The sequence below is a fragment of the Slackia isoflavoniconvertens genome, from assembly GCF_003725955.1.
Taxonomy (GTDB): Bacteria; Actinomycetota; Coriobacteriia; order Coriobacteriales; family Eggerthellaceae; genus Slackia; species Slackia isoflavoniconvertens.
The window spans coordinates 162,362-184,702 of the sequence record NZ_QIBZ01000002.1; the positions used below are offsets into that span (position 1 = coordinate 162,362).

Annotated in this window: 19 protein-coding genes, 3 tRNA genes and 1 riboswitch; of the genes, 15 read left to right on the forward strand and 7 right to left on the reverse strand. The window is 58.1% G+C overall.

The genetic code is table 11. The features are described from left to right. Positions 1-147: 147 nt before the first annotated feature. On the reverse strand, positions 148-1,284 hold the full coding sequence (locus DMP05_RS01635; protein ID WP_123218875.1) for an amidohydrolase: 1,137 nt from the start codon (positions 1,282-1,284) through the stop codon (positions 148-150). Between the two features lie 87 nt (positions 1,285-1,371). Further along, a riboswitch (Lysine riboswitch) is annotated at positions 1,372-1,538 on the forward strand. Positions 1,539-1,678: 140 nt separating this feature from the next. Between DMP05_RS01635 and DMP05_RS01640 the strand changes: the two genes are divergently transcribed. The 5 genes from DMP05_RS01640 to DMP05_RS01660 all read left to right on the forward strand — a co-directional run bounded on the left by DMP05_RS01640 (position 1,679) and on the right by DMP05_RS01660 (position 7,834). Further along, on the forward strand, positions 1,679-2,977 hold the full coding sequence (locus DMP05_RS01640) for a diaminopimelate decarboxylase (RefSeq protein WP_123218900.1): 1,299 nt from the start codon (positions 1,679-1,681) through the stop codon (positions 2,975-2,977). 177 nt (positions 2,978-3,154) lie between these two features. Further along, positions 3,155-4,045: a 4-hydroxy-tetrahydrodipicolinate synthase gene (gene dapA, locus DMP05_RS01645; protein WP_211326829.1), complete on the forward strand. Its 891-nt coding sequence runs from the start codon at positions 3,155-3,157 to the stop codon at positions 4,043-4,045. 37 nt (positions 4,046-4,082) lie between these two features. Beyond that, on the forward strand, positions 4,083-4,799 hold the full coding sequence (gene dapB / locus DMP05_RS01650) for a 4-hydroxy-tetrahydrodipicolinate reductase (RefSeq protein WP_123218876.1): 717 nt from the start codon (positions 4,083-4,085) through the stop codon (positions 4,797-4,799). Positions 4,800-4,989: 190 nt separating this feature from the next. Further along, positions 4,990-5,709, forward strand: coding sequence for a 2,3,4,5-tetrahydropyridine-2,6-dicarboxylate N-acetyltransferase (gene dapD / locus DMP05_RS01655; protein ID WP_123218877.1), 720 nt, complete (start codon positions 4,990-4,992; stop codon positions 5,707-5,709). 328 nt (positions 5,710-6,037) lie between these two features. Next, positions 6,038-7,834, forward strand: a complete 1,797-nt coding sequence (locus tag DMP05_RS01660) for an FAD-binding protein (protein ID WP_244594997.1) — start codon at positions 6,038-6,040, stop codon at positions 7,832-7,834. Between the two features lie 185 nt (positions 7,835-8,019). On the opposite strand, the gene DMP05_RS01665 is transcribed toward DMP05_RS01660, so the two are convergent. The 3 genes from DMP05_RS01665 to DMP05_RS01675 all read right to left on the reverse strand — a co-directional run bounded on the left by DMP05_RS01665 (position 8,020) and on the right by DMP05_RS01675 (position 10,550). Further along, positions 8,020-8,244, reverse strand: coding sequence for a DUF1653 domain-containing protein (locus DMP05_RS01665; protein ID WP_123218878.1), 225 nt, complete (start codon positions 8,242-8,244; stop codon positions 8,020-8,022). Positions 8,245-8,306: 62 nt separating this feature from the next. Further along, a tRNA-Ser gene (locus DMP05_RS01670) sits at positions 8,307-8,394 on the reverse strand. Between the two features lie 236 nt (positions 8,395-8,630). Further along, the gene (locus tag DMP05_RS01675) at positions 8,631-10,550 is read right to left on the reverse strand and encodes a DHA2 family efflux MFS transporter permease subunit (protein WP_123218879.1); all 1,920 of its coding nucleotides are present in this window, start codon (positions 10,548-10,550) and stop codon (positions 8,631-8,633) included. A gap of 335 nt (positions 10,551-10,885) precedes the next feature. On the opposite strand from DMP05_RS01675, the gene tadA reads away from it, so the two are divergent. From tadA to DMP05_RS01690, 3 genes are all read left to right on the forward strand, one after another. After that, on the forward strand, positions 10,886-11,404 hold the full coding sequence (gene tadA, locus DMP05_RS01680) for a tRNA adenosine(34) deaminase TadA (protein WP_244594998.1): 519 nt from the start codon (positions 10,886-10,888) through the stop codon (positions 11,402-11,404). Positions 11,405-11,416: 12 nt separating this feature from the next. Then, positions 11,417-12,409, forward strand: a complete 993-nt coding sequence (locus DMP05_RS01685) for a 4-(cytidine 5'-diphospho)-2-C-methyl-D-erythritol kinase (protein ID WP_123218880.1) — start codon at positions 11,417-11,419, stop codon at positions 12,407-12,409. Between the two features lie 290 nt (positions 12,410-12,699). Next, positions 12,700-13,248: a LemA family protein gene (locus DMP05_RS01690; RefSeq protein WP_123218881.1), complete on the forward strand. Its 549-nt coding sequence runs from the start codon at positions 12,700-12,702 to the stop codon at positions 13,246-13,248. Between the two features lie 678 nt (positions 13,249-13,926). On the opposite strand, the gene DMP05_RS01695 is transcribed toward DMP05_RS01690, so the two are convergent. From DMP05_RS01695 to DMP05_RS01705, 3 genes are all read right to left on the reverse strand, one after another. Then, positions 13,927-14,019: transfer RNA gene (locus DMP05_RS01695), tRNA-Ser, on the reverse strand. 60 nt (positions 14,020-14,079) lie between these two features. Next, positions 14,080-14,171 (reverse strand) — tRNA-Ser (locus DMP05_RS01700). Positions 14,172-14,257: 86 nt separating this feature from the next. After that, positions 14,258-14,737 (reverse strand): hypothetical protein, encoded by a 480-nt coding sequence (locus DMP05_RS01705; RefSeq protein ID WP_123218882.1) that lies wholly within the window; start codon positions 14,735-14,737, stop codon positions 14,258-14,260. A 489-nt stretch (positions 14,738-15,226) separates the two neighbouring features. Between DMP05_RS01705 and rpsF the strand changes: the two genes are divergently transcribed. From rpsF to DMP05_RS01740, 7 genes are all read left to right on the forward strand, one after another. Further along, a complete protein-coding gene (rpsF, locus tag DMP05_RS01710; protein ID WP_114616437.1) occupies positions 15,227-15,520 on the forward strand; it encodes a 30S ribosomal protein S6 in 294 nt (97 codons plus the stop codon). A 62-nt stretch (positions 15,521-15,582) separates the two neighbouring features. Beyond that, positions 15,583-16,029: a single-stranded DNA-binding protein gene (locus tag DMP05_RS01715; protein WP_114616438.1), complete on the forward strand. Its 447-nt coding sequence runs from the start codon at positions 15,583-15,585 to the stop codon at positions 16,027-16,029. 48 nt (positions 16,030-16,077) lie between these two features. After that, on the forward strand, positions 16,078-16,338 hold the full coding sequence (gene rpsR / locus DMP05_RS01720) for a 30S ribosomal protein S18 (protein ID WP_114616439.1): 261 nt from the start codon (positions 16,078-16,080) through the stop codon (positions 16,336-16,338). A 9-nt stretch (positions 16,339-16,347) separates the two neighbouring features. Next, entirely contained in the window at positions 16,348-16,869 is a 522-nt protein-coding gene (rplI, locus tag DMP05_RS01725; protein WP_114616440.1) for a 50S ribosomal protein L9, read from the forward strand. Positions 16,870-17,080: 211 nt separating this feature from the next. Beyond that, the gene (gene dnaB, locus DMP05_RS01730; protein WP_114616344.1) at positions 17,081-18,487 is read left to right on the forward strand and encodes a replicative DNA helicase; all 1,407 of its coding nucleotides are present in this window, start codon (positions 17,081-17,083) and stop codon (positions 18,485-18,487) included. Between the two features lie 275 nt (positions 18,488-18,762). Then, positions 18,763-20,028: a metallophosphoesterase family protein gene (locus DMP05_RS01735; RefSeq protein ID WP_123218883.1), complete on the forward strand. Its 1,266-nt coding sequence runs from the start codon at positions 18,763-18,765 to the stop codon at positions 20,026-20,028. Then, complete coding sequence (locus DMP05_RS01740; RefSeq protein ID WP_123218884.1) at positions 20,025-22,316, forward strand: ATP-binding protein; 2,292 nt, start codon at positions 20,025-20,027, stop codon at positions 22,314-22,316. Before DMP05_RS01735 ends, DMP05_RS01740 begins: the two co-directional genes overlap by 4 nt. Positions 22,317-22,341: the final 25 nt, after the last annotated feature.

Genomic DNA, 22,341 nt, shown 5'->3' on the forward strand with positions numbered 1-22,341 from the left:
CGCGTCCCAAACGGGTCGCGCCTTTTCTTCGTCTGTTAATTAAGCTAGGTGGCAAGTTGCCACATGCGTGAGCTAGTGGTTTGCACTCCGAAGTCGTCGTGCTTGCTGCGTCGTTCTATTATTGGGTTGTTGCCTGACGATATTGGGTTACGGAATGCGAATCAGCTTCTTGTAGGTCTCGAGCCCCGCCATGAGCACTTCCTCGTCGAAATTGAAGGTGTCGGCATGCAATGGAATGCCCGTGCCAGTTCCCAACAGCAGGAACACACCAGGCAGGTGGCGCTGGTAGAACGCGAAGTCTTCCGCGATAAGCAGCGGCTTGGGAAGTTCGGCTACATCGATGTGGCGCGAGGCGAGCTCGAACAGTTCCGCGTTGTTCACTACGGGCGGGTAACCTTCGCTGAAGTCGACATCGACGGTGCAGCCCGCTTCCGCGGCACGACGTTCGGCAATCTCGCGCAACGCTGCTTTCGCTTCAGCGCCCATTTTCTCGCTGAAGGTGCGCAGTGTGCCTTCAATGTAGGTACGCGAAGAAATCACGTTACGCGCTTGCCCGCTTTCGAGCAGGCCGCATTTGAATGTGCAGGGTTCCTCCTGCGCACGCTTCGCCATGTAGTCGTACGCCTCGAGAATGAAGCGCATGCCTGCCTCCATGGAATCGGCGCCATCTTCGGCCTTGGCGATATGCGTAGCTTTGCCGAAGAACGTGAACGTGCTTTCGCTTGTGGCGGCAAGCAGCGCGCCGGGGCGGCTTGCGATTTGGCCTTTCGGCAAATCGGGCCACAAATGGAAGCCGAAAATGCGGTCGACGTGGTATTTCTCGAACACCCCCGATTCGCAGATGTACTGTGCGCCACCGGTGGTTTCCTCGGCGGGTTGGAATACGATGAGCACGCTGCGCTCAAGTTTATCGAGGTTCGCGGCAATATGGCGCGCCAATCCCAGCGCCATGGCCATGTGCCCGTCGTGGCCACATGCGTGCATTTGCCCGTCATGCGTGGAACAGAACGGCACTCCCGATTTTTCGGTCACGGGCAGCGCGTCCATATCGGTGCGAATGGCGGTTGCGCACTCGCTTCCGCGATCGAACCACGCGCATACCGTGGAAGCGCACGGCTCGAACACTTCACATGGCAGCTTGTCGATAATCGAATGCACGTACGCGATGGTTTTCGGCAAATCGAAGTCAACTTCGGGAATTTGGTGCAGGTCGCGGCGGTATTGCGTGAGGTCGGCCAGCGTGGGTTCGGCAAACACGCCGCTGCAAGGTTCGCATTCGTTCATAGTGCCTCTTCGTCTAAAAGTTCCTTGAATTCTCGCGCATTATAGCCTCCGCGCTTTGACTTTAGCGCACTAAAGTGATAGTTTCATTCGAACGATAGAGGCGCGGGTACGATGGGTCTTGGGGAAGTCGGCGGGCATTGATCCCAAAGCGAGGCAAACCCGCCGAATTCGCCTTGCCGGGCGCGGCGCGCGAATGGGTTTGCGGGAAACACTCGCAAGACTGTCTGCGAAATCGCAGGTGCGCTATCTTGCTGTGAAATGTTTTGCGCTGCCGCTGGCCGCGCATGCGACGCCAGTGAGGCCGTGCCTTGCTGGCGTTTTTTTTGTTATGCGGCTCGGAATGAAGCCCCTTTTCCTGCCGGGCCGCGCGCAGGTTTTGAGAAAGGCGACGCGCATGAACAAGCAACCCTTCGTTTCGAAGGCCCAGCTCGACGAAATCACCGAGCATTACCCCACGCCATTCCATCTCTATGACGAGGCGGGCATTCGTCGAAACATGGAGGCGGTGCGCGACGCGTTCGCGTGGAACCCAGGCTTCAAGGAATACTTTGCGGTAAAGGCCACGCCGAACCCGTTCCTTATCAATATCCTGCGCGATTACGGGTGCGGATGCGACTGTTCTTCGGCAACTGAGCTGCAACTTTGCGATGCTATGGGCATCTCGGGCCACGACATTATGTTCTCGTCGAATGAAACCCCCGCAGCCGACTACGAGGCGGCTGCGAAGCTGGGTGCTATTATCAACCTCGACGATATTTCGCACATCGACTTCCTCGAACAAACGATTGGCGGCATTCCGGAAACCATCAGCTGCCGTTATAACCCCGGTGGCCTTTTCGAAATCTCGAACGGCATTATGGACAACCCGGGCGATGCCAAGTACGGCATGACGACCGAGCAGCTGTTCGAGGCGTTCCGCACGCTCAAGGCCAAGGGCGCCAACCATTTCGGCATCCATGCCTTCCTGTGCAGCAATACGGTGACGAACGACTATTATCCCGAGCTCGCCGCCGTGCTGTTCAGGCTGGCTGTTCAGCTGCAGCAAGAGACGGGCGCGCACATTGAATTCATCAACCTGTCGGGCGGCGTGGGCATTCCTTATGAGCCCGGCCAAGAGCCGAACGATATTCAGGCGATTGGTGAAGGCGTTCGCCGCGTGTATGAGGAAATCCTTGTGCCTGCTGGCATGGGCGATGTAGCGATTTTCACGGAAATGGGCCGCTTCATGATGGGCCCATACGGTTGCTTGGTTACTACGGCCATCCACCACAAGCATATTTACAAGGAATATATCGGCGTCGATGCGTGTGCAGCGAACCTCATGCGTCCAGCGCTGTATGGCTCCTACCACCACATTACCGTGGCGGGCAAGGAAGACGCGCCGTGCGACCACATGTATGACGTGGTGGGAGGCCTGTGCGAGAACAACGACAAATTCGCGATTGACCGTGCGCTGCCCGAAATCGAGGATGGCGACGTGCTCGTGATTCATGATACGGGTGCGCATGGCCACTCCATGGGCTACAACTACAACGGCAAGCTGCGCAGCGCTGAGCTGCTGCTTCGTGAAGACGGCAGCGTGAAACTTATTCGCCGCGCCGAGACGCCAGCCGACTACTTCGCGACGCTGTATGGTTGCGACGAGCTGCTGCAGAACGCCCCGTACGATACAGAGAAGTTGAAACGGAAATAAGCGCTGTCTGACCATCGAAGGTCAGCGAGAGACCGCCCGGTGTTTCAAAGAGCCCCGCCGTGCGGCCAAGCGTACTTCGATGCGTGAGGGCAAGCGCATAAGGGGCTAGACGAAGCGCCCGGCGGCCTTGCGGCGTCGAGCACTTCGTCGTTTGTTGAAACAACGAAAGGAAAGAACATGGCAGACATGAAAGGCTTGAGCGGCTCCATCGTGGCGCTCGTCACGCCATTCGCTGAAGACGGCAGCGTCGACTTTGGGGCGCTTGGCCGCCTGGTCGACTTCCATTTGGAAAACGGAACCGATGCCCTGCTCACGTTGGGTACCACGGGCGAATCGTCGACCATGTCGCATGAGGAAGACGACGAGGTGTGCAAGTTCGTCGTCGATCGCGTGGCGGGACGCGTACCCGTTATCGCGGGCAGCGGCTCGAACAGTACGCAGACCATGCTCGAAAAGAGCCTGGGCTTCCAGAAGATGGGCGCCGATGGCCTGCTGCTTATCACGCCGTACTATAACAAGTCAAACGAGGAAGGCATCTACCGTCATTTCACCACGGTGCTCGATGCGGTTGATATTCCCTGTATCCTGTACAACGTGCCTGGTCGTACGGGGTGCTCTATTTCCGAGAAGAATGTCGCGCGCCTGGCGAAGCACCCCAACGCTTTCGGCATCAAAGAGGCTTCGGGCAATATTGGCTATGCGACGAAAATCGCGCGCTACCTGTCCGATGACTTCTGCATGTTCTCGGGCAACGACGATATCGTTTTGCCCATGATGGCGTTGGGCAGCCGCGGCGTTATTTCGGTTTGGGCGAATGTGCAGCCGAAAGAAGTGCACGACATGTGCCACGCGTGGCTCGCGGGCGATCATGCCGCCGCATTGAAAACCCAGCTTGCAGGCATCGAGCTGGTCGATTCGCTGTTCTGCGAAGTGAATCCCATTCCGGTGAAATACGCGCTGGAACTCATGGGCTTTGGCAAGGCGGTATATCGTCAGCCGCTGTGCGAGCCGAGCGACGCGGCGAAGGCGACGATTGCCGCTGCCATGAAGAATGCCGGCATTATCTAGCACAGCCGCCGCTTTCAGTTGATGAAGGGAAACGAACATGACCAAAGTACTTGTTATCGGCGATGGCCGCATGGGAACCATCATTCGCGAGCTTGTTGAAGCCGACGAATCGCTCGAGCTTACGGGCGTTATCGGCATCGACAACAAGGATGAGCTCGCCGACGTGACTCCTACGGCCGATGTCGCAATCGACTTCTCCCATAAGAGCATGCTCGACTTGGTTGAGGCTTACGTGAATCGCACGGGTGCAGCGCTTGTGAGCGGTACCACCGGTTACGACGAAGCTGAAATGGGTCGCATTCGTGCGCTCGGCGAGAAGGCGCCCGTCATCTATAGCGCGAATTACTCGCTTGGCGTGGCGGTATTGCGCCGTCTTGCCGCCGAGGCCGCAAAAGCGCTGCCCGGTTTCGATATCGAAATCGTCGAGACCCACCACAATCAGAAGGTCGACGCACCGAGCGGCACCGCGAAACTGCTGCTCTCGGCCGTGAATCCCGACGATGAGTGCGACGTAGTGTACGGCCGTGAAGGCATGTGCGGAAAACGCCCCGCTCGAGAAATTGGCGTGCATGCCCTGCGTGGCGGCACGGTCGCAGGCACCCACACGGTGCACTTCTTCGGCGAAGACGAGGAAGTCGCCCTTACGCACCGCGCCACGTCACGTCGCATTTTCGCGTCGGGCGCTGTGGCTGCGGCGAAAAAGCTGGTCGAACGTGAACCTGGGTTCTACGGCTTCGACGAGCTGATGTTTTAACGACGGCGGTGATGCCGAATGCCGCTCGGAGTCGCGCAAGACCACACCGGGCTACCGTTCGCTATCGCTCGCTATGCGCCCGCTTGACGGCGCTTAACTAAGAAACAAGAGCAAATTTGAGCGCCGACGGTCTCGCGCGACCCCAGGCGGCGTTCGGCATCGAATGGTGCCGAGAATCGAAAGGATCAACATGAACGCTGAAGAAATCATCAATTTCATCGCTACGTCTGAAAAGAAAACTCCGGTGAAGGTGTATGTACGCGAGAAGCCTGGCCAGAAGGTTAACTATAAGGCCAGCGCTACGAAGGGCGAAGTGAAGGTGTTTGGTGGCCGCAAGGGTAAGATTGTGTTCGGCGATTGGGCCGACATCAAGCCTGTGCTCGAAGCCAACGCCGACGCATTCGATTACTACGAAGTCGAGAATGATTGCCGCAATTCCGCTGTGCCCATGCTCGATATGAAGGAAATCAACGCTCGCATTGAGCCGGGTGCCATTATTCGTGACCAGGTTGAGATTGGCGATAATGCCGTCATCATGATGGGCGCGGTTATTAATATCGGCGCGGTTATCGGCGAAGGCTCCATGATCGATATGGGCGTGGTGTTGGGTGGCCGTGCCATTGTTGGCAAACATTGCCACATTGGCGCAGGCACGGTGCTTGCCGGCGTGGTTGAGCCTGCGAGCGCAACCCCCGTTATCGTCGAGGACAATGTCATGATTGGCGCGAACGCCGTGGTGCTCGAAGGTTGCCGCGTGGGCGAGGGCGCTGTTGTTGCCGCCGGTGCCGTTGTGGTGAACGACGTTCCCGCGGGCGCGGTTGTCGCTGGCGTTCCCGCGAAGGTCATTAAGATGAAGGATGCAAAAACCGAGGGCAAAACTGCTCTGGTCGACGCGCTTCGCACGCTTTAGCTTTTCGGTGCGGTGAAGGGCTCATCCCTTTGCCGCACGTACGCGCTTCAATGGCAAAACAACGGTAAAATCCATCATCATCTCTAAGTGTTGAGCCTTTTGAGCTGGGTAAACAATATATTCAACACATTTGGTCCATATCTTGAAACACTTACCATCCCCTTGATTCAACCATGGGGGATGGTTCTTTTTTCGGCAAAACTTCCCATAATGCAATGCGTCTGTTCGGGGTGCAGGAGGCGCCACGAACCATAAGCAAGGCCTGTGAGGGCCACATGGTTAAAGCGCAGCCAGAGGGGGCTGCACAATCCAAAGGGAGGATTACACCATGAGCATTGAGAATGGTATGAGCCGTCGTAACTTCTTGTCCGGCGCTGCTGTCGCGGGTGCCGCGATTGCTGGCATGGCTGGCTTGAGCGCTTGCTCGCCGGCTGCTTCCAGCTCCAAGAGCGATGCCAAAGCCGACACCAAGGCTGCCGCTACAGGTGAGGCCACGATGGGCTTCGACGGCACGGGCGCTATGCCTTGGCTTGGCGAGAAGCCTGAAATCGCCGATGCCGACGTTGAAGAGACCGTCGACGCCGACGTTGTCGTTGTGGGCCTGGGCGCCGCTGGCGTTCCCGCCACTCGCGCTGCCGCCGAGGCTGGTGCGAAGGTTGTTGCGCTCGAGTCTTCGCCGAAGCTCAACTCCGTTGCTTCCGACATGGCTATTTTCGGTGGCGAGACGCAGGCCAAGTGGGGCCGCGGCGACGGCTTCCTTGACAAGAAGATGGTCGTCAACATGCACATGGAAGAGTGCAGCCATCATGTGAACCAGTCCATCATTTCCACCTACTACGACAAGTCGGGCGAGGCCCTCGACTGGTTTGTGGCTGGTTCCAAGGATCTTTACATCGCTCCTGAAAGCTATGCCGAGATTCCCGAGGCAAGCCAGAAGAACTACATGTTCCCTTACATGTATCCCGTGCCTGAGACCTATGATTACACTAAGGAAGATTTGCCCTGCTACCCCACATCGGTCGGCTTCAGCAGCCTGGCGACCGTCATGCAGGACAACCTGCAGTGCGCCATCGACGCGGGCGCCGATGTGCGTTACGAGACCAAGGGCATCGAACTTATTCAGGACGCCGACGGCACCGTGACTGGCGTCTTCGCCCAGAAGACCGGCTCTGAGAAGTACATCAAGATCAACGCGAAGGCCGTTATTATCGCGACCGGCGACTACTTGGGTAACGAGGACATGATGAAGTTCTACGCTCCTCAGTGCGTTGAGAACGGCGTTCAGATTCTGTCCCTCGACATGGACTCCGCGGGCAACTACACCAACATCGGTGAGGGCCACAAGATGGGCGCATGGGCTGGTGCCCACATCGAGCAGTGGCACGCTCCTGTCATCCACCACATGGGTGGCGGCGCTGGCCCCGACGGCCGTGGCGTTATTGGCAACAACGGCTACCTGTGGCTGAACCTGCGCGGCAAGCGCTTCATGAACGAAGACATTCCTGGTCAGCAGCTTGAGAATCAGGTTGAGCTTCAGCCTGAGCGCAAAGCTTACCAGTTCTTCGACGCCAGCTGGCCCGAGCAGCTCAAGTACTTCCCGGCTGCCCACGGCGTTGCGTGCATCTATCGCGAAGAGGAGCTTCCTGAGTACACCGCCTCTGGCCTGCGCATCAATGTGCGTACCCAGAAGGATATCGACGACGCTGTCGCTGACGGCCGCTGCCTGAAGGCCGACACCATCGATGAGCTGCTTTCCAAAATCGAGGGCATCGATGTCGACGAGGCCAAGAAGTCCATCGAGCGTTACAACGAGCTGTGCAAGGCTGGCGAAGACACTGACTTCTTCAAGAGCTCTCAGCGCCTGTTCGCCCTGGAGAATGGCCCGTTCTATGCTGCTGAGTGCGGCTGCGCCCTTACCTTGGGCAACCTGGGCGGCTTCGATTCCGACGACGAGTGCCATGTGTACGACAACGATCGCAAGATCATCAAGGGTCTGTATGCTTGTGGCGCTCCGCAGGGCGGTCGTTTCGCGGTTCAGTACCCCATCTCGCTCAAGGGCCTTTCCTGCGGCATGTGCATGGTGTACGGCAAGATTGCTGGCGAAAACGCTGCTGCCGGCAAATAATGAGTTGGCGCTGACGTTTCGCAGCGCGGCAACACGATAACTCGTAAGGGCCGATTCCATCCCTCCACCTTCCCTTCAAAGAATCGGCCCCTTTTTAGAAAAGGCTCGAGCTTTGCGGCTCGAGCCTTTTGTTGTTTTAGGCGGGGCTGGTCCTCGCGAAACAATGTTTGAGAAGGGGAGGGCGGTTATGCCCGTTCGAATCGGTATCGCTGCTTGGCGTCGGGGTACTTATCGCGATCGACTTCGCCTGTGAACATGTCGAGCGGCCGCGCCCAGAGGCCGCGCTCGCCATAGAGCGCGCGGTAAATGACCAGGGACTCTTCGGTTTCCGAATGTTTTGCCACGCCAATGACCTCGTATTCGTTTCCTTTGAAGTGGCGATATACGCCTGGTGTGATTTCGCGTTCCATGCTTGGTCGCCTTCCTTTTAAACGAAAACAGGCCAGGCAAATTGCCTGGCCTGTGACATATCTGGCGGAGGAAGTAGGATTTGAACCCACGGTACCTTGCGGCACAACAGTTTTCAAGACTGCCGCCTTCAACCACTCGGCCATTCCTCCAAAGCCCTGAAAGCATACCACAAAGCGTGGTGTCTTCAAGGAAATGCGTCGACGTTCGCCGAAATTGCGTGCGTGCATCACGATTTCGGGTTCATCTTGTATGTTTGTCCCTGTCGCGGGTTTCCTGCATCGCCTCGGCAGCGGGTTATCTCGAGGGTTCTACTGCAACCACGAATTAGCGCTCGGGCCTGCGATGCAACGATTCTCGGTGCATGCTGTCGCGTTTGCGGCGGTGCTTATGCCGTTGCGGCGGCCTGCGTCAGCTCCGATTCGTTTTGCTCCAGGTATTTGCTCATGGAATAGTGCGCGATGTCGCTTCGGTTGATGACGCCTACGAGCTGGCCCTCGTCAGTCACGGGAACCTTCTTCAGGTGATTCTCGCCCAACACGCGGCACGCCTCGCGAATGTCGGTGTGCACGTCAATCGAAATCACGCCATGCGTTGCGATATCGTACGCACGCATTTTCATGACCTTCGCGGCTTTCACGGCGAAGTCGTCGCTGCTCGATTCAGTGAGCATAATGAGCGCCACAGGGTCGGTATAGGTGCTGTGGCGCTTCGAGAGGAAGCGAGCCACGTCGCCGTCCGAGACGAATGCGATGGGCTTGCCGTCGCCATCCACGATGGGTGCCGCCGAAATATGATGGTCGACGAGCAGCTTCACGGCATCGAAAACCGTTGCACTCTCGGGCAGGGTGAACACATCGCGTTTCATGATGCTTTCGAGCACAGAACGCTTGACGTTGTCGGGGTCGGCCTCGGCCGCATCGCTCGGCTTGTCTTTCACGAAAATCACGGTAAGCACGAAACCAATAAGGCACATTACCGTGGCTCCTGCAAACGCCATATTCACGCCGAAAATGCCTGCGTGCACGGGGTCTGTCGCGCCTGCGCTCATATTCGTAGCAATAGAGGAAATGGAAACGAGCAAGGCAGTTCCGAACGAGCCCGCCACCTGGCGCAGGGTATTGTTCACCGACGTACCATGGTTCATGAGGCTGTTGTCGAGCGCATTCATGGCCCATGTGGTGATAGGCATGTTCACGAGCGAAAGCGAGAACATGCGCACCGTGTACAGAATGGTGAGGTAGATAAGCCCCGTCGAGTCACCCAGGAATGCGAACGCGAGCGTCGAGAGGGTGAGCGCGCTTGTGCCAATGAGGCTCAGCACGCGCGGGCCGTGCTTGTCGAAAAGGCGTCCGGCAATGGGGCCCATCGCGCCCATCACGATAGCGCCCGGCAGAATAACCAAGCCCGAAACGGTCGCTGAATAACCTAGGTAGCTTTGCAGATAAATCGGCATCAGAATGCCTGCTGCCAAAAGTGCGCCCTGAACGAGCATGCCAATAATGGTGCCCACCAGGAATTTCCTGTTCGCGAGCACACGCACCTCGAGCATAGGACGATCCATCTTCAGCTGGCGGCGGAAGAACAGCGCCACCACAATGGCGCCAACGAGCGTGATTGCCGCGTCGGCGATGTTGAGCCCGTTTGAACCGATGGTCGAAAAGCCATACAGAATGCCGCCGAAACCGATGGTCGAAAGCGCGACCGAAGGCTTGTCGAGCGGCAGGTTCTTCGACTCATTCTTCGGTGTGCTTTTCAGCGCGAACCAGGCGCAGATAATACCCGCCGCCGAAAGCGCCACCACAATCCAGAACAGCACGTGCCAGTTGTAGACGTCGATCACGAAACCGGCCGCCGAAGGGCCAATGGCGGGCGCGAATGCGATGACGATGCCGAACAGGCCCATGGCCGATCCGCGACGTTCGGGCGGGAAGGTGAGCATGAGCACCGTCATGACCATGGGCATCAAAATACCCGCGCCGGCCGCCTGCAGCAAACGGCCAGCGAGCAGCACGGGGAAATTGGGGCCCCATCCCGAAAGCGCCGAACCGGCGGTGAAAATAAGCATCGACACCGTGAATAGGTTGCGTGTGGAATAGCGGTCGATCAGGTAAGCAGTAATGGGAATCATGATGGCGTTGACCAGGGTGAAGCCCGTGGTGAGCCATTGCGCCGTTGCCGCATCGACGTTCATTTCCGTCATGATGGAAGGCAAGGCGGGTGTGACCAGGGTTTGGTTCAGCACGGTCACGAATGTGCCGAAAATCATGACGACAAGCATAATTATTTGGTGTCGAGCTAATTTCAAATCAAAGGCTCCCTTCCGCGGCGTGTGCCGCAATGTTTTCGGGCCGGATATAGCACCCCGGCGAAGCGATTTGGGCCAAGTGCGCACGAAGTTAGAGGCGCAGTCGCCTTCAACACGCATGTTGTTCCAAAGAAAATGCCTCCAGGTGGGAGGCGTGACCTTTTCATTATAGGAGCGCCCCGAAACCGGCTCACTTGTCGTGCTCGATTATGCGGAAAGGCGGCACCGCAGATTCACGCTACGTTCACAGCTTGGTGGCTGATTCGCGAAAAGCCCCGCAGCGCGCGGGCATGCTCTACAATGCACACTGCATATATATGAAGGAAGGAGCTTGCATGGCATGGAGCTATGAGGGCATGTCGCTTGCCGAGGCGTGGCGGTCGGCCGACGATGTTGCCGAAGATGACGAACGCTTCATGCGCACAGCCCTTGAACAGGCAAAACGCGCGGCACTTGAAGGCGAGGTGCCTATAGGTGCCGTGGTGGTGTGCCAGGGTGAGGTTATCGCCGAGGCGCGCAACCACCGCGAGGCCGACGCCGATCCCTCGGCGCATGCGGAGTTTTCCGCCATCATGCAGGCGTCGCGCGAACTTGAGCGCTGGCGTCTTCCCGACTGCACGGTATACGTCACGCTTGAACCGTGCATCATGTGCGCGGGCCTTATGCATCAAGCACGCATCGGGCGATGCGTGTACGGCGCGCCCGACGCGAAGGCGGGCGCATTGGGCTCACTGTATTCGATACACGCCGATGCGCGGCTCAACCATACATTTGAAGTTCAGTCGGGCGTGCTTGCGAGCGAGTGTGCTGACGTGCTTTTGGAATTCTTCGAAGTGCGTCGCGGCGAGAAATAGGAAGGCAATGACATGAAACAGACTCTCACGGTGTTTTCCCCCGCGAAGGTGAATTTGCAGCTCGAAATTGGCGAGCGCCGCACCGATGGCTTCCATCAGGCGAAATCGATCATGCAGGCGTTGACGCTGCACGATATGGTCACGGTTGTTCTTGATGATGGCGTGGATGCGTATCTGAACCCTAATGGCTTCAGCGATTTCGCAATTGACGTGACGTGCACGACGTTTGAGGGCATTCCCGAATTGGACGTGGCTCCTGAAAGCAATATCGCCTACAAGGCCGCGGCGGCGCTCGCCGAAAAGCTCGGTCACGAACAGGGGCATATCTCCATCCATATCGAAAAGCATATTCCGTTCGAGGCCGGCCTTGGCGGCGGCTCGTCGAACGCGGCGGCCGTTATCGCCGGACTGTGCCGCGCGTGGGGCGAAGACGCCGCGAGCGAGGCCGCGCTTGACGTGGCGCGCGCGTTGGGCGCCGACGTGCCGTTTTTCCTTCATGGTGGCTGCGTGCAGCTGGGGGAGAAAGGCGATGTGCTCGAGCGCACGTTCGAGCCTGCGCGTGGCACGGTGGTTCTCGTGAAGATTGACGAAGGCGTGTCTACGAAAGCCGCATACGCCGCATTTGACGAGCTGGCGGCCGTACAGCATGCCGAATCGACCGACGCAATTGAGTCGGCCGCCGAATTGCCGTTGTTCAATAATCTGGCGGCGGCGTCCGAGCAGGTGCTCCCCGCGCTTGCCGAGACGCGCGAGTGGCTTGCGTCCCAACCAGGCGTTGCGCGTGATGCGGCGGGCGAGGCCGAGGTGCTTTTGTGCGGAAGCGGTTCTGCGACGTTCGCGATTGTGGAAGACGGGGATTCGATTCGCAAGGCGGCCGATATCGTCGCGGCGGCAAAATTGAAGGGCATGTGGGCGCGCAGCTGCTCGTTTGCCTCTATTGGCGTGCGCGTGCTCGATGGGCAAGGCGCCGGTTCGAACCTCGGTGCTCCGCGCAAGATCTGGTAATCATGGCGCGTGAGGCGTGGCCCAACTCGTTTGGGGCTGTGTGGTATATGGGAAGCGCCGAGAGAATTGTCGGCCTCGTTTAGGGTTCCGGGCCCTGGGGCTTGGGCTTTGGGACCCGGGGTTTGGGACTCGGGGTTTGGCGTCGCCTTTGCGGGGCGGTTACTTGCGGGCGCGCCAACGCAACGCTTGGGTGAACGTTGATCGCGTAAGCGCTGCGCGAGCGCTCGGTTTCGTATAATGATGACACACGGCGCGCAGGGCGCTGAAACTTCCGTCTGAAAGGCGAAATCATGGTACTTGGAATTATTCTCGCGATTATCGTCGTGCTCGTTATTGCGGCGATCATGCTGTACAACAACCTCGTGAAAATGCGCAATATGGTCGACAACGCCTGGGCGCAAATCGACGTGCAGTTGCAGCGACGTTGCGACCTTATTCCCAATCTGGTCGAAACGGTGAAAGGCTACGCCGCGCATGAGTCGGGCACGCTTGAGAAGGTCATCGCTGCGCGTTCGGCCGTCACCAACGCAACGACTCCCGAGGCGAAAATGGAAGCCGATAATGCTCTGAGCGGTACGCTGAAGTCGCTGTTCGCGGTTTCTGAGGCTTATCCTGAGCTGAAGGCGAATGCGAACTTCCAGCAACTCCAGTCTCAGCTGGCCGATACAGAAGACAAGATTAGTTACATGCGTCAGAGCTTCAACGATACGGTCATGAAGTACAACACGGCCATCCAGACGTTCCCTGCCGTGCTGTTCGCTGGCATGTTCGGCTTCAAGGAGCGTTCGAGCTTCGACGCCCAGGCTGGTACGGAGGTTGCTCCGAAGGTAACCTTCTAAGTCGCCGTTGCATAATTAAACAGATAAGCGTCCGTTTCTGCGGGCGCTTTCTTCATGCCCAAACTCGCTCAAACCTGTTAAATGCTCGCAGCGTTTAACAGGTTTTGCAATTCTCGCTTCGCGCCTCGCGGTTCCAATAGGCCTACTATGCCTAAGCCGTTGACTGACGCTTCAAACCTGTTAAACGCTACGAGCATTTAACAGGTAACGGAAGCAGGTAACGGGTAGGGCGGTGCTTGCTTCGCGTGCGCGCCGGGACGTGCTTAGCGATCCATTCGCACCAAGGAAAGCGAGTGCCGCGCTGGCGAGCGAAGGTGGCTTGAAAGAGGAGCGAAGCGTACTTTGGTACGCGAGCGACGATTGAAAGTCAGCTTGGCCGCCCGCGCGGCACGCAGCGTCAGGACGGCTCAAATGAAAAAAGCCCGTTCGTCAGAACGGGCTTACAAAAACAAAACAGGCACGGTTTCCCGTGCCTGCAGCATGTAACCTGGCGGAGGAGGGGGGATTCAGAATCGCGCTGCGCGCGCTCCACCTCGTCGGCTAAAGCCTCCTCGCGATTCGCTGAAAACAGCCCACCGGGCTGTTTTCCTGGCGCGAATCGACCTCATCGGTTCGAATCCCCTTGTTGTTGTCATAAAACAAAACAGGCACGGTTTCCCGTGCCTGTAGCTTATAACCTGGCGGAGGAGGGGGGATTCGAACCCCCGTGACCCGGGTTGCGGGCCAAACGGTTTTCGAGACCGCCGCATTCAACCACTCTGCCACCCCTCCGAGGGTGCGACCAAGAAGGTCGTATGAAAAAGCGCCGTGCGAAACGGCGCTTAGGTTATCTGGCGGAGAGATGGGGATTCGAACCCCAGATACGCTTTTGGCGCATACACGATTTCCAATCGTGCTCCTTCGGCCAGCTCGGACATCTCTCCATTGCGTCGATTGCTATGCGTATTGCGCGTAGCGAAAAAGCAGTATACCAAAAAAGCCAAAAAGGTAAACAGGTTTTTAAAAATAATTATTCGTCGACTTCTTCGTCTTCGATAATTGCGGGAACTTCCTCGTCTCCGGCCAGGAAGTTCGGCGCTTCGGCGAGATACACGACCTCTTCGTCAAACGTAAGAACGTCGTCGCCCTCTTCGTACATCAGGCACACGGCAACGCCTTTGCCGCCGTCAGCCGTGCCGCCTTCGGCGATGATCGCGTCTTTGCGACCGGCATCGGTGTCGATGTAGCCGTCGTAGCACAGCACGTATGCGCGGGCGCCCGTAGCGGCCTCAACGGTTTTACGCGCCGACTCAAAGCATTCCTCGGTCGTGCCAGTGTGGGTATCTTCGGTCACGGTTTCGCCGTTGAGCAGTGCCGTGAACGGCACGACTTCAGAACCCGCCTCCATGCGGTCCTGTGCTTCTTCGATTGCCTGCAGCAGCAGAATCTCGAGGGTTTCGTCGATCTGGGGAACGCCGAGCTCGTCGCTCTCAACGTTGCGGTCAGCCATGGTTTGCTCCTCTCTGTCGCTCGCGAGCGAGCGTGTTGGGAATCTCAATGCGCCTTTGGCGTTTTGCAAATCGTGCCGAATCATAGCAAAACGCGCCTGTCGAGCTGCGATATTGCAACGTTTCGGTTGAAAACACACGTTGCATGACATGTATGACGCGTATTCGTTGGATCATAAGGCGTTTTTTGCGAGGAAATAGAAGTGAGGTGCGAAGGAGAACGCGTGGAAACCTCGTTTGATTCGGCACAATCTGGCAACTTTTCCAAAGGAAAACGTCACGAATCGGGCAAGGTCTCGGCAAGATTCGTGCGCTAATCTGCTTAATACGTGCATGCTTCGTAGGGAATTGTGGCGCACGCGTGGAGTTGAGGCAAAGGCGCAAAACAACAATTGCCCCGATTGGATTTGGCTGTTATCATGGCCAAGTTTCCTGTCCCGGGCAGCGCCTTCATATGCCCCGGGACCGTTAAGTCCAGAGGAGGTGACACAATGAAGGCTTATGAATTGCTGTTCTTCGTCGCGCCCACCATCAGCGACGAAACCCGTCTCGCCGTTATGAAGCGTATCGAGGCTACCATCGCCGAGGGCGAAGGCAAGATCGACAACGTTGAGGATTGGGGCAAGCGCAAGCTCGCCTACGAGATCAACGGCCTGACCGAGGGCGACTACACCCTCATCGATTTCCACGCAGACCCCGCCAACATCGCGGAGCTCGATCGCGTGCTGCGCATCACCGACGCGGTGGTCCGCCACAAGATCGTTGTTCGCACCGACCGCGAGTAATCTCGGTCAACCAGTAGGCAGGGAGCAGCTGCTCTCAAACTTCAAGAATTGAGGATTTTGTCATGAGCATCAACAAAGTGGTTATCACGGGCAATCTTACGCGCGATCCCGAGCTTCGCGAAACCCCGAGCGGTTTCCAGGTCCTTTCGTTCGGCGTGGCTGTCAATGACCGTCGCCGCAACCCTCAGACCCAGCAGTGGGAAGATTACGCGAACTTCGTAGATTGCACGATGTTCGGCAACCGCGCCGCAAGCGTGTCTCGCTTCTTGAGCAAGGGCAGCAAGGTCGCTATCGAGGGTAAATTGCGCTGGTCCCAGTGGCAGGCGCAAGATGGCAGCAAGCGCAGCAAGCTTGAAGTCGTTGTCGACGAGCTCGAATTCATGACGAGCCGCGACGGCGGACAGGCTGCTCCGCGCATGCAGGCCGCGCCCGCTCAATCGTATGCTCCGGCACCCGCTGCCGCGCCTGCGATCGATACGTCCGTTTACGACGACGACATTCCGTTCTAGTCTGCTCCCGTCAATCAATTATTGACACAGTTCTGAAAGAGGAAATCAATGGCTGAATACACCAAGCAGCCTCGCCGTAAGTACTGCCAGTTCTGCAAGGACGACGCTCAGTACATCGACTACAAAGATACGGCTATGCTGCGCAAATACGTTACCGACCGAGGCAAAATCAAGCCCCGTCGCGTGACTGGCGCCTGCATGCAGCACCAGCGCGACATCGCTTGCGCGATCAAGAACGCTCGCGAGATGGCTCTCATGCCCTACACGGTTCCGGCCGTGAGCGGCCGCGGCGACCGCCGCAATCGCTAGGAGGCACCAATGAAGGTTATCCTGCTTACCGAGGTCCAGGGCAAGGGCGGCGAAGGCGACGTCGTCGAAGTTGCTCGTGGCTTCTTCAATAACTATCTCGGCCCTCAGAAGAAGGCCGTGCTGGCTACCGCCGGCAATCTCAAGCAGCTCGAGCAGCGCCGTGGCAACATTGCCAAGCGCGAGGAGAAGCGTATCGCCGACGCTGAGGCTCTGAAGGCTTCGCTCGAGGGCAAGAAGATTTTCGTCGACGCCAAGGTCGGCGAAGAGGGTGTGCTGTTCGGTTCCGTCACCACTTCCATGATCGCTGATGCGGTTCTGGCTGAGACTGGCGTCGAAATCGACCGCAAGCGTCTCGATGTCCGTAAGGCCATCAAGACCGCTGGTGAGCACACCGTTGCTCTCAACATCTATCGCGACATTCATGTTGACCTTCAGCTGATGGTCGGCGTGAAGGCCGTCGAAGAGGTTGAAGAGGCCGTTGTCGAGGCTGAGGCTGTTGAAACCGAGGCCACCGAAGAGGCCGCCGAGTAGTTTTCGTTTCGCGAAACTCAATGGCTATTGAAAAGGGAGCGTTCGCGCTCCCTTTTTTCTTGGGTTGAAAAGCGCCTTTTCCGACCCATTAAAAGGACGTCCTCTTAATCTCTGTATGTTTTGATGAGTTGAAGCGACATCTTTTCTTGGGTTGGCCGCGATTGCCTTGCGGCTTCTATAATATGGGCGAGATAGACGAAAGGGCGAAATCATGCCAGACAGGAACAATCGTAACCAAATTGATCGCGGCGATCAGGCGCCTCAGCTGCAAAGCACGACAGGCCGCCCGCTGCCGAACAATATTGAAGCCGAGAAATCGGTTCTCGCTGCATGTATGCTCAACCCCGATGCTGTTGACGAGATTGCGACCAAGCTCGTGCCCGAGAATTTCTTCCGCCCTGCTCATCAGCTTATCTATGCGGGCATCCTTGAGCTCAACACGCGCCATATTCCTATCGATCAAATTTCGCTCGCCGATCGCTTGGCTGCCGAAGGCCAGCTCGAGGCTGTGGGCGGGCGTCCCTACTTGGTCGAACTTGCCAACAATACGCTTGCTCTTACCAATTGGAAGAACCATACCGAAATCGTGAAACGCAACAGCGTGCTGCGTGATTTGGTGTATGCGTCAACCAATATCAACGCGTTGGCGTACGACGCGCCCGACGATACCAACGAAGTTATCGAGGACGCGGAGAAGATGCTGTTCGAGGTTACGCAGAAGCGCGTTTCCTCTTCGTTCCAAAACATTACCGACTTGCTCACGCAGGCTTTCGACGAAATCGACGAGCTCGTGAACAACAAGAACCAAATGGCGGGCACGCCGACCGGCTTTACCGACGTCGACAAGCTATTCTGGGGCTTGCGCGGCGGCGACCTGCTTATTTTGGCCGCGCGACCTGGTGTTGGTAAAACATCGTTTGCTTTGAACGTCGCTACGAACGCCGCGAAAGCCGGTGCCGCGGTTGCCTTGTTCAGCTTGGAGATGGGCGCCAATCAGCTCGTGCAGCGTATTTTGTGCGCTGAGGCGCGCGTGAACCTGGGCCAGTTGCGTGCGGGCAATTTGCAGGAAGGCGACTGGAATGCCATCATGAACGCTGCGGCTACTCTTTCGGGACTCGAACTGTATATCGACGACACCCCGGGCCTCTCGTTGCTTGAAATGCGCGCGAAGGCCCGTCGCCAGCTGCGCGACAAGAAAAAAGGGCTCATTATCGTCGACTACCTGCAGCTCATGCAGCCGCCGTCGAATCGCCGCGATGGCAACCGCGCCGTCGAGGTCGCTGAAATCTCTCGTGGCCTGAAGGTGCTCGCGAAGGAAATGGACATGCCGCTGCTCGCGCTTTCCCAGCTTTCCCGTGCCGTTGAGATGCGTGGCAGCAAACGCCCCATGCTTTCCGACCTTCGTGAATCAGGCTCCATCGAACAGGACGCTGACATCGTTATGTTCATCGACCGCTCTATGGATGAAATGGAGGCCGAGACCGACGGCCGCCCCGATTGGGGAACCGCCGAACTTATCGTTGCCAAGCACCGTAACGGCGCCACCCGCGATATCACCCTGTCGTTCAACCCCGAATACACTAAGTTCGGCAACTATATCGACGCATCCCAAATATAGGGTTACGCCGTTCTACGAACGGCGTAACGACTCGACGCTGCGCAGGCTTCTGGCGGCACGCTTCGGGCTAATGCCGCGACTCGCGTACCGAAGTACGCTTCGCCACGGCAACGCCCGAATCGCACTCGCCGGAAGCCTTGCTCGCTGACTTTTGGTGCGAATGCAGCTTTTGGCTGAAAAGGCTCTTTTCTGTTCGGAATAGTTGCCCAGCGTGTTTTCGCCGAGCTTGTTTGAACTCCGCGGCATTTCTTTGTTTGTTGGGCTAAACTCGGCGTATGACCAACCGTATTACATTCATTCATTCGGGCGACATCCATTTGGGTGCGCCTTTTCGCGGCTTGCGTGATCTTTCTCCGAAATGGGCTGACCGGCTTACGCGCGCGATTCCTGAGGCGTACGACCGCGTGGTTGATGCGGCGATCGAGCGCGGGGTCGATTTCGTGCTGTTTTCGGGCGACGAATTCGATACCGACAAACCAAGCTACGCCCATCACCGCCATTTCTTGCAGGGGCTCGAGCGCTTACGCGATGCGCAGATCCCCGTATATCTCATCGCGGGCAACCACGATCCTTATGCAACGTGGGCGGGTTTGCGCGACCAGCTTCCTGAAAACGTGCATATGTTTGGTTCCGATGGGCCGGGCTATGTCGTCTATGAGCGCGATGGCGAGCCTGTTGCGATCATTGCCGCGCGCGGCTTTTCGAATCAGGCGTCCGAAAGCGATATCGCCGAGGGCATGACGCGCGCGGCAGCTGAAGCGGCGTGCGGCGTGCAAGTGCCGTTTGTCGTCGGCATGTTGCACACGGGGTTGTGGATGGATCCATATAAGGCCCCTACCAGCGAAGATGCCCTGTATGCGTCGGGCATGGACTATTGGGCGCTTGGGCACATTCATAAGAACTTCCGCTTCCCTAAAAACGCCGCCGAGACCAAAATCGCTTTCTGCGGCTGCGCGCAGGGCCGCGATATTAAAGAAACTGGCGACCGCGGTTGCTATGCGGTGACGCTCGAGGAAGGCGTGCCCAACCAGCTTGAATTCATCGCGTGCGAATCGGTTGAGTGGGAGCAGTTGCGCGTCGACGTGTCGGCCTGTGCGGGCGCGGAAGATGTGCTTGGCGCATGCGTTCGGGCTATGTTCGATGCGAATTCCCAGGTGATATGCGAGGAAATGATTGCACGGGTTACGCTTGTGGGAGCAACGCCCCTGCATGGGATGCTTGCGACCCCGGGATATATCGACGAAATGCGCGACGAGCTCAATGAACGCTATCCGTCGTTTTTCTGTGACGCGCTTATCGACGAGACGACTTCTCCCCTCGATAGGGATGCGATGCGCGCCGCGGGCCTTTTCGAGGCTTCACTTCTGCGCGAATCGGCGAAGCTTGCCTCCAACAAGCAGGAAACCATCGAATACTTGCAGCGCGAATTTGCTGCGCGCGGTCTCGCATTGCCGGCGGATATCGACCGGGCGCTTGAAGGCGCGTGCGCGCGCGCCGAAGATATGGCCCTTGAGCTTTTAGAGGGGCGTGAGCAGCTATGACGGCGAAGCATGCGGCTCAACATTCGAAGAAGAAAGCGCCCGCGCAGCCGAGCATTGATACGTCGCGCGGCTTGATGCAATCGGAAAGCGCTTGCGTGCCTGCGAATTCTCAAGTGGAAAGCCATGCGGGCATATACCTTCAGCGAGCGCATATGACGGCGTTCGGGCGCTTTATCGACCGGACGCTCGGGCCCTTCAAGCCGGGCCTCAATGTTGTGTATGGTCCTAACGAGGCAGGCAAAACAACCGCTCGAGCATTCGTGGGCGGCGTGCTGTTCGGCTGGCCCGAAGCACGTGGTTCGCGCAATGCGTACAAGCCTCGCGCAGCCTCGCGCGAAGGTTCGCTTCTGTTCTGCGACGCGGCAACGGGCGAGGTGGGCCGCGTTTCGCGCGCCCGCAATGCGGAAGGCCTTATCGGCGACGATGCGTGGCTTGCGGCGGTGTGCGGCGATATCGACCGCGAAACGTTCCAAACGCTCTTCTCGCTTGATGCCGATGAGCTTCGCTCCCTCGAGGCGGCGCCCGACATTTCGGCGAAATTGCTCACAGCTGGCTCAGGGACTAAAGAAAGTCCTGCTCATGTGGCTTCCGCCTTGGATGCGCGCATCGCGGCGCTTATGAGCCGCGCAGCTTCCGAGACCGAATCGTTTCCTAATTTGAAGCGCGAGCTCGAAGGCGTGAAGGAGCGCTTGCTGGAAACGCGCGCCCAAGCCGACGAGCTGAAAGCGGAAGACATCGAGTTGCGCGCGTTGCTCGACGACCGCGAGCGGTTGCAACGTGAACTCTCGACGCTCGATTCCAAAATCGAAGCGATGGCGGCGTGCAAAGGCGAGCTTTCGCGTATCGATTCGACGCGCCACCGCCTGCGTGAAGAAATGGCCAGCGCGCAGTCTGAATTGCGCGCATGCGAGGCCGACGCACGGGCCGAGCTCGCCGCTTATGCTGCCACTCCGCACGTTTCGGCGGAGGACGAGGCTCGCCTGCGCGCTTCGCTCGAATTGCTGTCCGAGCAGGAAGACGCTGCGGCGCAGCGCTTGTCGTCGGCGCGCGAGGCGTATGAACAAGCGCGCGGTTTTTGGGAGGCCCGTCGCGATGCGGCGACGCAAGCTGAAAAGGCGCCTGAGGCTCGCGCTTCGCGCACGGCGCCCATCGCGGCGTTTCGCGCGGCCGGATTGCTTGCCGTGGCGGCGTTTGCTCTGGCTCTTGCCGTGCCTGATGCCCTGCCCGTGGCGATTTTCGCCATGGTTGCGAGCGTATGCTGCGTAGGTGTGGGCGCTCTGCTTATCGCTAAGGCGAAACCAACGCCGCCTTCTTCAAATGTCGATGTCGATTCGGCCCGTGCTACCATGGTCGCGCACAAATCGACGTATGACTCGCGTGAGGGCGAGGTCATGGTCGTGGCCGATCAGGTGCGCGCGTCGCTCGCGCAGCTCGGATTTTCCTCTCATGTCGTTACGGCCCGCGCGGCGTTGCGTGAGCTTGGCGTCATGCATGATGCTCGCGAAGCCCAGCTTCGTGCCGACCGGGCGCGTCGCCAAGCACAAGCAGGGATCGACAATGCAGGCGAAGAACTCGCAAGGTGCGAAGCGTATCGCTGCGAGTGCCTTAAATCCGTCGGCCTTGCCGGCGATTCGTCGTTCGACGATGTTGAGGCGGCGGCGTTTGAGCTTGCGCAAAAGCGTGCCAACCTTGACGAGCGACTTGAAGGCATGATTTCGCGCGTGGGCCAGCTGCGGCAAATTCTTTCCGATGGAGAGCGCGCTTCCGAGCTCGACCTGTTGAAAACCCAACGGGCCCAAATTATCACGCGCCAAACCGACTCGGCACATGAGCTCGTGAGGCTTCTGCTTGCCAAGCGCATGGTGTCAGGCGCTATCGAGGCATGGGGAACCGAAAGCCAGCCCAAGGTGTATGAGCGGGCGTCGCATCTCATGGAGCTCATGACCGCTGGAGCCTGGGCGGGCGTCGCGTCGAGCGGGTCCGATGTGTGCGCCATCGATTCGTTCGGCGCTCAATTTCCGCCGCGGTTGCTCTCGCTTGGCACATGCCAGCAGCTCTATTTGGCGCTGCGCATCGCGCTGCTCGAGTGCGCGCCCGAGGTTGGCACCGCCGTTCCCGTGCTTGCCGACGACATTCTGGTGAATTTCGATGACGACCGGCGCGCAGGTGCGGCCCGCGCTTTGGCCGAGCTCGCTCAAAGCCGACAAGTCATCGTTTTTACCTGTCATAAGGAGGTCGTGAGCACATTTAACGAACAGGCTCAGAACGTGCATGTTTTAGATATATAATCATTCAGTTCTGCTTTATTTGAAT

Bases quoted from the DNA above. Each gene is read 5' to 3' on its own strand.
- DMP05_RS01735 (WP_123218883.1), top strand. From the start codon at position 18,763: ATGACCAACCGTATTACATTCATTCATTCGGGCGACATCCATTTGGGT.
- dnaB (WP_114616344.1), top strand. From the start codon at position 17,081: ATGCCAGACAGGAACAATCGTAACCAAATTGATCGCGGCGATCAGGCG.
- DMP05_RS01705 (WP_123218882.1), bottom strand. From the start codon at position 14,737: ATGGCTGACCGCAACGTTGAGAGCGACGAGCTCGGCGTTCCCCAGATC.
- DMP05_RS01635 (WP_123218875.1), bottom strand. From the start codon at position 1,284: ATGAACGAATGCGAACCTTGCAGCGGCGTGTTTGCCGAACCCACGCTG.
- DMP05_RS01660 (WP_244594997.1), top strand. From the start codon at position 6,038: ATGAGCATTGAGAATGGTATGAGCCGTCGTAACTTCTTGTCCGGCGCT.
- dapD (WP_123218877.1), top strand. From the start codon at position 4,990: ATGAACGCTGAAGAAATCATCAATTTCATCGCTACGTCTGAAAAGAAA.
- rpsR (WP_114616439.1), top strand. From the start codon at position 16,078: ATGGCTGAATACACCAAGCAGCCTCGCCGTAAGTACTGCCAGTTCTGC.
- tadA (WP_244594998.1), top strand. From the start codon at position 10,886: ATGGCATGGAGCTATGAGGGCATGTCGCTTGCCGAGGCGTGGCGGTCG.
- DMP05_RS01715 (WP_114616438.1), top strand. From the start codon at position 15,583: ATGAGCATCAACAAAGTGGTTATCACGGGCAATCTTACGCGCGATCCC.
- DMP05_RS01685 (WP_123218880.1), top strand. From the start codon at position 11,417: ATGAAACAGACTCTCACGGTGTTTTCCCCCGCGAAGGTGAATTTGCAG.
- rplI (WP_114616440.1), top strand. From the start codon at position 16,348: ATGAAGGTTATCCTGCTTACCGAGGTCCAGGGCAAGGGCGGCGAAGGC.
- rpsF (WP_114616437.1), top strand. From the start codon at position 15,227: ATGAAGGCTTATGAATTGCTGTTCTTCGTCGCGCCCACCATCAGCGAC.
- DMP05_RS01665 (WP_123218878.1), bottom strand. From the start codon at position 8,244: ATGGAACGCGAAATCACACCAGGCGTATATCGCCACTTCAAAGGAAAC.
- dapB (WP_123218876.1), top strand. From the start codon at position 4,083: ATGACCAAAGTACTTGTTATCGGCGATGGCCGCATGGGAACCATCATT.
- DMP05_RS01740 (WP_123218884.1), top strand. From the start codon at position 20,025: ATGACGGCGAAGCATGCGGCTCAACATTCGAAGAAGAAAGCGCCCGCG.
- DMP05_RS01640 (WP_123218900.1), top strand. From the start codon at position 1,679: ATGAACAAGCAACCCTTCGTTTCGAAGGCCCAGCTCGACGAAATCACC.
- dapA (WP_211326829.1), top strand. From the start codon at position 3,155: ATGGCAGACATGAAAGGCTTGAGCGGCTCCATCGTGGCGCTCGTCACG.
- DMP05_RS01690 (WP_123218881.1), top strand. From the start codon at position 12,700: ATGGTACTTGGAATTATTCTCGCGATTATCGTCGTGCTCGTTATTGCG.